This is a genomic window from Nocardia exalbida NBRC 100660 (genome assembly GCF_000308575.1).
Taxonomy (GTDB): domain Bacteria; phylum Actinomycetota; class Actinomycetes; order Mycobacteriales; family Mycobacteriaceae; genus Nocardia; species Nocardia exalbida.
Map to the genome: position 1 here is coordinate 21,096 of NZ_BAFZ01000084.1, position 10,246 is coordinate 31,341.

At 68.6% G+C, this 10,246-nt stretch carries 9 protein-coding genes; 4 read left to right on the top strand and 5 right to left on the bottom strand.

What is annotated here, in order from left to right:
- Positions 1–10: 10 nt before the first annotated feature.
- Positions 11–1,060: an acyl-CoA thioesterase gene (locus ON29_RS20355; protein WP_063825353.1), complete on the bottom strand. Its 1,050-nt coding sequence runs from the start codon at positions 1,058–1,060 to the stop codon at positions 11–13.
- Between the two features lie 398 nt (positions 1,061–1,458).
- Here ON29_RS20355 and ON29_RS35985 point away from each other — a divergent pair, with 398 nt between their 5' ends.
- Positions 1,459–1,749 (top strand): hypothetical protein, encoded by a 291-nt coding sequence (locus tag ON29_RS35985; RefSeq protein ID WP_157172840.1) that lies wholly within the window; start codon positions 1,459–1,461, stop codon positions 1,747–1,749.
- A gap of 70 nt (positions 1,750–1,819) precedes the next feature.
- On the opposite strand, the gene ilvC is transcribed toward ON29_RS35985, so the two are convergent.
- The 3 genes from ilvC to ON29_RS20370 form a co-directional block, all read right to left on the bottom strand.
- Positions 1,820–2,821, bottom strand: a complete 1,002-nt coding sequence (gene ilvC, locus ON29_RS20360; protein ID WP_174371847.1) for a ketol-acid reductoisomerase — start codon at positions 2,819–2,821, stop codon at positions 1,820–1,822.
- A 229-nt stretch (positions 2,822–3,050) separates the two neighbouring features.
- Complete coding sequence (gene ilvN, locus ON29_RS20365; RefSeq protein ID WP_039799659.1) at positions 3,051–3,554, bottom strand: acetolactate synthase small subunit; 504 nt, start codon at positions 3,552–3,554, stop codon at positions 3,051–3,053.
- Positions 3,551–5,485, bottom strand: coding sequence for an acetolactate synthase large subunit (locus ON29_RS20370; protein WP_040868497.1), 1,935 nt, complete (start codon positions 5,483–5,485; stop codon positions 3,551–3,553). Before ON29_RS20370 ends, ilvN begins: the two co-directional genes overlap by 4 nt.
- A gap of 337 nt (positions 5,486–5,822) precedes the next feature.
- Here ON29_RS20370 and ON29_RS20375 point away from each other — a divergent pair, with 337 nt between their 5' ends.
- Together ON29_RS20375 and ilvD are read left to right on the top strand one after the other, a co-directional pair.
- Complete coding sequence (locus tag ON29_RS20375; protein WP_040868499.1) at positions 5,823–6,398, top strand: PH domain-containing protein; 576 nt, start codon at positions 5,823–5,825, stop codon at positions 6,396–6,398.
- A 322-nt stretch (positions 6,399–6,720) separates the two neighbouring features.
- Positions 6,721–8,562 (top strand): dihydroxy-acid dehydratase, encoded by a 1,842-nt coding sequence (gene ilvD / locus ON29_RS20380; RefSeq protein WP_040868501.1) that lies wholly within the window; start codon positions 6,721–6,723, stop codon positions 8,560–8,562.
- A gap of 79 nt (positions 8,563–8,641) precedes the next feature.
- Here ilvD and ON29_RS20385 read toward each other — a convergent pair whose 3' ends face one another.
- A complete protein-coding gene (locus tag ON29_RS20385; RefSeq protein WP_051175411.1) occupies positions 8,642–9,517 on the bottom strand; it encodes a DoxX family protein in 876 nt (291 codons plus the stop codon).
- Positions 9,518–9,635: 118 nt separating this feature from the next.
- On the opposite strand from ON29_RS20385, the gene ON29_RS20390 reads away from it, so the two are divergent.
- Positions 9,636–10,246 (top strand): PQQ-dependent sugar dehydrogenase (locus ON29_RS20390; RefSeq protein WP_040868503.1); only part of this gene is annotated, 611 nt, incomplete at its 3' end.

Below are 10,246 nucleotides of genomic sequence, written 5' to 3' on the forward strand. Positions count from 1 at the left end.
CTAGCCGGGGTCAGCTCGGTGTCGGAATCCGGAAATGACTGGGCTCGGCGTCGGACGGCACGGCGCCGGCCGTGGTGAACGGTTCGACCAGCGATCGCAACTCGATCAGGTGCCGGGCGTGCGCGTCGAGCGCCCGATCCTCCTCGGAGACCGGCTCCCACTGCCGCACGGCTCGCGCCTTTCCGTCGTCGTCGATGGCGACGACCACGGCGAGGCCGTGCGCCGCCAGCGCGGGTTCGTCGGAATGGGTGTCGGTGGAGGTGACGTGCACGCTGACGTGCATGCTGCGCGGGCCGGTGTGGATCAGTCGCGCGGTGACCTCGACGACGTGGCCGATCACGATCGGCCGATAGAAGCGGATCCCGCCGAAGTAGGAGGTGAGGACGCGCTGCCCGGCCCAGTCCGCGCCGCACACGTACGCGGCCTCGTCGATCCACCGCATGGTCCGGCCACCGTGAACCTTGCCGCCCCAGTTGATGTCCGAAGGCGCGGCGAGGAAACGCAGCGTGGCGCTCGGCGCGGTGCCCGCGGAGGTGTAGCGCTGCGCGGCCATCGCCTCCTCGATGTGCTTGCGCACCGAAACGCGGGCGCGGGCCTGCCGGTGCCGCTGCGATTCGAGCAGCGTTGTCGGATTCCATTGCGGGACTTCGACGGTGCGCCGATCGTCGTCCACCGCGACGAAGATCGTCAGGCATTGCGCCGACTGCACCGGCTTCACCCGGGTCGGATCGGTCGAATAGACCGTGACGAGGATGTGCATGCTGGTGCGGCCGGTGTGGACAAGATTGGCATGCAATTCGACCAGCTCACCGACCGCGATGGGCCGGTCGAGATGGATGTTCCCGACGTAGGCGGTGACGCAGTAGCGGCCGCTCCACTGGGCCGCCGCCGCGTAGGCGACCTTGTCGATCCACTCGAGCAGCTTGCCGCCGTCGACCGACCCCACGATGCCTGCGTCGGCGGGTTGAACGAGAAAGCGGTGGATCGCCTCGGGACGCCGACCGGCCGAGGCCGGGTGCGAGACGGTCGCGCGAGGGTCGATATCGGTCGGGTTGGGCAAGGCTCACCATCCGTTCGGTCAGAGAATCTTCGGCTACTGACCTCGTTGTCCGGGAGAACCTTAGGCCCCGATATCGGTACGAGCGAGTAACGAATCACCAGCCCTGCGAAACGACCACATCGGCCGACCCGCGAATAGTCTTCGGCGACCAATGAGCAACGCACATGGGGGGTGCCCCTAATGCCGCGGTTCGATTTCCCCCGCAGGGGAGGCAACCCCCGTGACCTTTCGCGGTAAGTGCGCAAGAGTGAAGTCGTGCAGTCGCTGCCTCGTCGGTAAGCGCGACCGTGAAGCAGTGGCCGTAGATCCAAGATCTGTCTGCGGGGGTAGGCCGTGGGCAGACCCGCAACCGGGGGATGGTGGGCGAAGACGCTCACCGAAGAGTGAAAGGATTTACGTTGTTCTCCACAATCAGCGCACGCCGCACCCTGGCCCGCGTAGCCGTCGCCGGTGCGATCGCCGCGATCCCTTTGACCGCTATGGCGATGCCTGCCTCGGCTACCCCGAGTACACCCGGGGTCGCTCAGGTCCGGTACGACCCCTATGACCACCGGTGCGACTTCGGTCCGTTCCAGAACTGGAGTTGCAACAACAACCCGCTATTCGGTTGGGGCTACGACCAATACGGCGGCCCCTACGGGCAGGGTTACGGACAAGGGTTCGGGCCGGGCATGTTCGGCAGCAGTTAGGAAGCTGCGAAGACGCGGGTGGCCCGCTCCGGAATCCGGAGCGGGCCACCCGTGTGAATCAACAGATGTATCAGGCGGTCTCGGTGATCGGACGATCGACCCAGCTCATCAGGCCGCGCAGCTTGGCGCCGGTGACCTCGATGGGGTGCTCGGCGTTCTGCTTGCGCAGCGCCTCGAGCTCCTTGTTGCCGCCCTCGACGTTGGCGACCAGACGCTTGACGAAGCTGCCGTCCTGGATGTCCTTGAGGATGTCCTGCATGCGCTTCTTGGTGTCGGCGTCGATGACCCGCGGGCCCGACAGGTAGCCACCGAACTCGGCGGTGTCGGAGACCGAGTAGTTCATCCGCGCGATGCCGCCCTCGTACATCAGGTCGACGATCAGCTTCAGCTCGTGCAGCACCTCGAAGTAGGCCATCTCCGGCGCGTAACCGGCCTCGACCATGACCTCGAAACCGGTCTTGACCAGTTCCTCGGTGCCACCGCACAGCACGGCCTGCTCACCGAACAGGTCGGTCTCGGTCTCTTCCTTGAAGGTGGTCTTGATGACGCCCGCGCGGGTGCCGCCGATGCCCTTGGCGTAGGACAGCGCCAGCGCCTGGCCCTCGCCCGTCGGGTCCTGGTCGATCGCGATCAGAGCGGGAACGCCCTTGCCGTCGACGAACTGACGACGCACCAGGTGACCGGGGCCCTTCGGCGCCACCATGCCGATGGTGACGTTGGCGGGCGGCTTGATCAGGCCGAAGTGGATGTTGAGGCCGTGGCCGAAGAACAGCGCGTCGCCGTCCTTCAGGTTCGGCTCGATGTCGCCTGCGAAGATCGACGCCTGCGCGGTGTCCGGCGCCAGCACCATGATGAGGTCCGCCCACTCCGAGACCTCCGCGGGCGTGCCGACGGTCAGGCCCGCCTCTTCGGCCTTCGGGCGCGACTTCGACCCCTCGGCCAGACCGACGCGGACCTCGACGCCCGAGTCGCGCAGGCTCAGCGAGTGCGCGTGACCCTGGCTGCCGTAGCCGATGACAGCGACCTTGCGGCCCTGGATGATCGACAGGTCGGCATCGTCGTCGTAGAACATCTCGACTGCCACTGTGGTTCCTTCCGGGATCATCCCCGCGCGAGGCGGGGCACACCGTGCTTGCGCCGGTGTTGATTTTCGTTGTTCTGGATCGGATCAACCCCCGCAGCAGCGGGAGGGGATCATTCCCGCGTAGGCGGGGAGGGCGGCACGCCAACCGTCGATCGCAGAAAGACTAGCGCGTGGCCGCCGTCGGCCGGTCGGCCCCATCGGTGTGCCGCTCGCTACCTCATCGAGTGGCGGTGATGGACTTCGGTCCACGTCCCACCGCGACGACACCGGACTGCACGATCTCCCGGATGCCATACGGTTCGAGCATCCGCAGCAGCGCGTCGAGCTTGGACCGGGTTCCGGTCGCCTCGACGGTGAGCGCGTCCGGCGACACGTCGATGACCTTCGCGCGGAACAGCCCGACCGCCTCGATCACCTGGGTCCGCACACTGGCGTCGGCGCGCACCTTCACCAGGATCAGTTCGCGGGCCACCGAGCTGTCGGAGTCCTGCTCCACGATCTTGATGACGTTCACCAGCTTGTTGAGCTGCTTGGTGACCTGCTCGAGCGGCAGGTCCTCGACGGTGACCACGATGGTCATGCGCGAGATCTCGGGCAGTTCGGTGCCGCCGACCGCCAGGGATTCGATATTGAAGCCGCGGCGGGAGAACAGCGCCGCGACCCTGGCCAGCACGCCCGGTTTGTCCTCGACGAGAACGCTGAGGGTATGCGTGGTACTCATCCGTTGTTCACCCTGTTCTGTTCCTGCGACATCGCCGCGTGGATGACCGCCGGCTCGGCGGCCTGCTCGTCCTCGTCGAACAGCGGACGGATGCCGCGCGCGGCCATGATCTCGTCGTTGCTGGTGCCCGCCGCGACCATCGGCCACACCTGGGCGTCCTTGCCGACGATGAAGTCGATCACCACGGGGCGGTCGGTGATGGACTGCGCCTCGCGGATGGCGGCCTCCACGTCCTCCTCGCGCTCCACCCGGATGCCGTGGCAGCCGAGGGCTTCGGCGAGCTTCACGAAGTCGGGGATGCGCAGCGAGTGCGTGCCCAGGTCGGTGTTGGAGTAGCGCTCCTGGTAGAAGAGCGTCTGCCACTGGCGCACCATGCCGAGGTTGCCGTTGTTGATCAGCGCGACCTTGATCGGGACGCCCTCGACGGCGCAGGTGGCCAGCTCCTGGTTGGTCATCTGGAAGCAGCCGTCACCGTCGACCGCCCACACCTCTTTGTCCGGCGCGCCCATCTTGGCGCCCATGGCCGCCGGGACGGCGTAGCCCATGGTGCCGAGGCCACCGGAGTTCAGCCAGGTGCGCGGCTTCTCGTACTTGATGAACTGAGCGGCCCACATCTGGTGCTGGCCGACGCCCGCGCAGTAGATCGCGTCGGGTCCGGCCAGACGGCCGAGCGCCTCGATGACGAACTCCGGCGACAGCGACCCGTCGGCGGGCGGGGTCCAGCCCAGCGGGTAGGAGTCGCGCACGCCGTTGAGGTAGGTCCACCAGTCGCTCAGCGCCAGCGGCAGAGCGTCCCCCGCGGCGGGATCCGCCTTCAGCGTCTCGATGAGCTCGATGATCACCTCGCGGCAGTCACCCACGATCGGGACGTCGGCGTGCCGGTTCTTGCCGATCTCGGCCGGGTCGATGTCGGCGTGGATGACCTTGGCGCCCGGCGCGAAGGAGTCCAGCTGGCCGGTGACGCGGTCGTCGAACCGCGCGCCGAGGGTGATCAGCAGGTCCGAGCGCTGCAACGCGGCGACGGCGCCCACGGTGCCGTGCATGCCGGGCATGCCCATGTTCAGTGTGTGGCTGTCGGGGAACGCGCCGCGCGCCATCAGCGTGGTGACCACGGGGATGCCGGTCAGCTCGGCCAGTTGCAGCAGCTCGGCCGAGGCGTCGGCCTTGATCACACCGCCGCCGACGTAGAGCACGGGGGCCTTGGCCTCCATGATCATCCGCGCGGCCTCGCGCACCTGCTTGCCGTGCGGCTTGGTGACCGGACGGTAGCCGGGCAGCCGCATCTCCGGCGGCCAGCTGAAGGTGGTCTGCGCCTGCAACACGTCCTTGGGGATGTCGACGAGCACGGCGCCCGGGCGGCCGGACGCGGCGAGGTAGAACGCCTCGGCGATGATGCGCGGGATGTCGATGCCGTCGGTGATCAGGAAGTTGTGCTTGGTGATCGGCATGGTGATGCCGGAGATGTCGGCTTCCTGGAACGCGTCGGTGCCGATCAGGCTCCGGCCGACCTGGCCGGTGATGGCCACGATCGGGACCGAGTCCATCTGCGCGTCGGCGATCGGGGTCACCAGGTTGGTGGCGCCGGGGCCGGATGTGGCCATACACACACCGACCTTGCCGGTGGCCTGCGCGTAACCGGTGGCCGCGTGACCCGCGCCCTGCTCGTGCCGGACCAGGACGTGGCGCACCTTGGTGGAATCGAACAGCGGGTCGTACACCGGGAGAATCGCGCCACCCGGAATGCCGAATACGGTGTCGACGCCCAGCTCCTCGAGCGACCGGACGACCGACTGCGCGCCGGTGACCCGCTCGGGCGGGACCGGACGGCGGTTGGCCGCGGAGATCGCGTTGGCAGCGGGCGTGGCCTGCTGATTCGCCGAAGGCGCTGGCCTACGGGCGGAAGGCCCGGGCCGTGCGGTAGGTGCGCTCACCGTCTTCGTTCCTTACTGGTTGTCGTTCTGACCCCGGATTTTTGTGCCAGCGGTGTCTTGCGCTTCGCCATGCTGGAGGTTAGTCCGAACATAAAAAAGCCCCCGACAGCACAGGGCTGATCGAGGGTGGCGCGTCGCAACGCGAGCTGACGTATTCGACTCAGTGTGTCAGGCTCAACGCTGGACGCGCCGGCCGAGTACGAGCAACTCGTTTCGATTCACGCGCACGACGTTAAGCGGGTGTGAACCGAAGAGTCAAACAGATGACCCCGTGCGTCCCATTATGTGGGACAGTGCGGTTGCTTGTGTCCGTTCACCAGGATGCGAGGATGGTGGTGTGTCATCACCGCATCAGTCCGTGCCACCTTCTGAATCGTCCCACACGCCCGCGGCGGAGACGGATACGGGTAGCGCCTCCGACGCCCGTGTGATCCGCATCCCACGGCTGGCCTTCCTGGGCGTGTTCATCCTGCTGATGTGCGTGTTCTTCCCGTTCGTCGGCTGGCCCGCGGGACTGTGGTGGCTGCTGCTCATCCCGGTCGCGGTGCTGGCGTGGGTGCTGCGCACGCAGACCGCCGTCTCGGACGCGGGGCTGGAGCTGCGGACGCTGTTCGGTTCGCGCCATCTCGACTGGGCGCAGGTGAAGGGCGTGCGGATCCCCAAGCGCGGATACGTGCGCGCCGACCTGACCGATGGCACCGAGGTGAAGTTGCCCGCGGTGGGCTACGACCGGCTGCGCGATCTGGCGGCGTTCTCCGGCGGACGGATTCCGGACCCGTTCGCGGAGCCCGCCACCAAAGAGTCCCCTACCGAAACGAGCGGGCACGACGCGAACCCGAGCGGCGAGGACAGCGCGCCGACCGACGGGGTCGCGAAGTCCGGCGAGGACGCCACCGGCGAAGACACGCGCTAGAAGTCGGTCGTGTCCCCGACCGGCTCGAGCAATGCGCGGAACATCCACCGCGGTTAGGTTGTTGCGGCCGAGTGATGGGATGATTTCTCCGGAGCAGTGATCCTCCTTCTCGTCCCCACCCCTCGACGGTCCGGCACCTCCGGCGACCCGTCGTCGCCTGCGACACCACGCACAGCGACAAACCCGATCCGGCTGACAGCCATGGCCGCCGCGCCCGGCGCACCACCGACCGGTGGACACGCCCACCGGGAGTAACGTGGTGGACCGCCGAGCAGGCTCTGCGCCGTCGCACGTCAGCCCCCGCGACCCGAGGACCATCCACATGCCACCGCTTCGTTCACGAACCACGACCATCGGCCGCAATGCCGCGGGCGCACGCGCACTCTGGCGCGCCACCGGCATGACCGACACCGACTTCGGCAAGCCGATCGTCGCCATCGCGAACTCCTACACCCAGTTCGTGCCCGGGCACGTGCACCTGAAGAACGTCGGCGACATCGTGGCCGACGCGGTGCGCTCCGCAGGCGGCGTGCCGCGCGAATTCCACACCATCGCCGTCGACGACGGCATCGCCATGGGCCACGGGGGCATGCTCTACTCGCTGCCCTCGCGCGAGATCATCGCCGACTCCGTCGAGTACATGGTGAACGCGCACACCGCCGACGCGCTGGTCTGCATCTCCAACTGCGACAAGATCACCCCGGGCATGCTCAATGCGGCCATGCGGCTGAACATTCCGGCGGTGTTCGTCTCCGGCGGGCCGATGGAGGCGGGCAAGGCGGTGGTCGTCGACGGCGTCGCCCAGGCGCCCACCGACCTGATCACGGCGATCTCCGCGAGCGCGAACCAGGCGGTGTCGGAGGAGGGGCTGTCGGAGGTGGAGCGGTCGGCGTGCCCGACCTGCGGCTCGTGCTCGGGCATGTTCACCGCGAACTCGATGAACTGCCTCACCGAGGCGCTCGGTCTCGCGCTGCCCGGCAACGGCTCCACCCTCGCCACGCATGCCGCGCGCCGGGCGCTGTTCGAGCGGGCCGGCACCGTCGTGGTCGACATCGCCAACCGCTGGTACCGCGAGGACGACGCGTCGGTGCTGCCGCGCAACGTCGCCAACGCCAAGGCTTTCCGCAACGCGATGGCGCTGGACGTCGCGATGGGCGGCTCGACCAACACGGTGCTGCACACCCTGGCCGCCGCGCAGGAAGGTGAGATCGACTTCGATCTGCACACCATCGAGGAGACCAGCCGCCGGGTGCCCACCCTGTCGAAGGTGTCGCCGAACTCCGACTATCACATGGAGGACGTGCACCGCGCGGGCGGAATCCCCGCCATCCTCGGCGAATTGCGCCGCGCGGGGCTGCTGGAGACCGACGTCACCACCGTGCACACCGCGAGCTTCGACGAGTGGCTCGACACCTGGGACATCCGTTCCGGCAAGGCTTCCCAGGAAGCCCTCGAACTCTTCCACGCCGCGCCGGGCGGGGTGCGCACCACCGAGCCGTTCTCCACCGACAACCGCTGGTCGTCGCTGGACACCGACGCCGAGGGCGGCTGCATCCGCGACCTCGAGCACGCCTACACCACCGAAGGCGGCCTCGTCGTGCTGCGCGGCAACATCGCGCCCGACGGCGCGGTGCTCAAGACCGCGGGCATCGATGAGGAACTGTTCACCTTCCAGGGGCCAGCGGTGGTGGTGGACTCGCAGGAGGAGGCCGTGTCGGTCATCCTCGGCAAGAAGATCAAGCCCGGCGACGTGATCGTGGTCCGCTACGAAGGCCCCGCGGGCGGCCCGGGCATGCAGGAAATGCTGCACCCGACCGCGTTCCTGAAGGGTTCCGGGCTCGGCAAGCAGTGCGCGCTGATCACCGACGGCCGGTTCTCCGGCGGCACCTCGGGCCTGTCGATCGGGCACATCTCGCCCGAGGCGGCCAGCGGCGGTGTCATCGGCCTGGTGGAGAACGGCGACCAGATCCGCATCGACGTGGCCACCCGCACGCTCGAGGTCCTCGTCGACGACGCCGTCCTCGCCGAGCGCCGCGCGAAGATGGAAGCCTCCGAACGGCCGTGGCAGCCGGTCAACCGCGATCGTCCGGTGACGACCGCGCTGCGCGCCTACGCCGCCATGGCCACCTCGGCGGACAAGGGCGCCGTGCGGCACGTGCCGTAGCTCCCGCGTCTCGCGGCCGACCGAACGCGAAGGCCCCTTCGTCCCATTGCGGGGCGAAGGGGCCTTCGTTCGTCCGGACTCAGTCGAAGGGGCCGATGCCGGTGAGCGGGTTACCGCCGTGCAGGTACCAGTAGGCGCCGACCGCGGCCGCCACCGCGAGGAGAAGGACGACGAAGGACCCTGCGGCGGGGCGAACGGCCCAACCCCGGTTGCGGTCGAAGGACAAGCGGCCCGGACCGGTCAGGATGATCGCGGCGGCGGCGCCGGCGAGGATGCTTTCCAACTCCACAGCGCCCGGCCCGGCTTTGTATTGGAACCCCGGGGCCATCCCCTGCTTCCAGGCCCAGGCGTCGAGGATCACCGCGAGCACCGCGCCCGCGGCCAGCGGGGTGGCCAGCCCGAGGATCAGCAGCGCGCCGCCGCCCACCTCGCCCGCCGTGACCAGCATGGCGGACACGCTCGGGTGATCCCAGCCGCCGCGCTCCATCATGTCGCGGGTGCCGTCCAGGCCGGGGCCGTGGAACCAACCGGTGAGCTTCTGCAGACCGTGGTAGAGGAAGGTGCCGCCGACCACCCAGCGCAACAGCAACAAACCGAGATCGAGTGTGCCGCGCCTGGTCTCACCGGTGCGCCTGCGCAGGCGGCCGGTGTCGTTCGGCGGAGTGGGGGCGGGCGGGATGCTGGCGTACTCGTAGGTGGACCCCTTGCCCCCGGCGGCTTTGCTCTCGGCGGTGGTCGGCACCTCCGGGTCGAGCCCGAGTTCGTCATCGGTGCGCGGGACGTCCTTGGACATCTGCGGACGCTGGGCCTCATCCACCCGCGCGAATTGCTCGGTCGGCGAGTCGTACGGGCTGGTCACCCCTCGACCGGTGGACGACACCGCCGACTGCTCGGCCGTAGCGGCAGTGGCCTCCCCGGCCTTGGATTCCGGCGTGTCTTTCGGCTTGTCGGTCACGGCCAATACCCTATGCCGCACCGCGCCACGGCGGGCAAGTACCGCACGGCGTGTCAGTGTGCGCGCAACACGCACCCGGGGGGGGCGCGGGCAACGGTATTTCCGTAACGTCTGAGCTATGAGTTTGGTTGTCGTGGGCCGCGTCGCGGCGAGCTTGGCGCTCGGCTCCGTCCTGCTGGTCGGGTGCGCCCGGTTCGACGATTCGGCGTCCAGTCCGTTCACCCCGGAGCCGACCCTGCACGGAGCCAACATCGACCCGAAGAAACCGAGCCAGTCGCCCACCTCGACCACCCGGCCGAGCGGCCCGTGCATCGATCCGGACCCGGCGGTGGTCGCCACCTGCCTGGACACCACCGGCGGCCTGGTCACGCTCGCCGACGGCGCGCTGGTGGCCGAGCGCAGGACCGGGCGGATCATGAAGGTGGCTCCGGAGCAGCCGCCGGTCGAGATCGCCAAGCTGGACGTGGACGGCTCCGGCGACGGCGGCCTGAGCGACATCGCGCTGTCGCCCACCTACCACGAAGACGGCCTGATGTACGCCTACATCACCACCGGCAGCGACAACCGGGTGGTCCGCATCGCCGAAGGCGGCTCCCCCAAGGACGTTCTCACCGGGATCCCGAAGGGCACCACCGGGAATCACGGCGCGATCGACTTCGCCGCGCCCGATCAGATGCTGGTGCTGACCGGCGACGCGGGCAACCCCGGCGCGGCGGCCTCGGCGGGTTC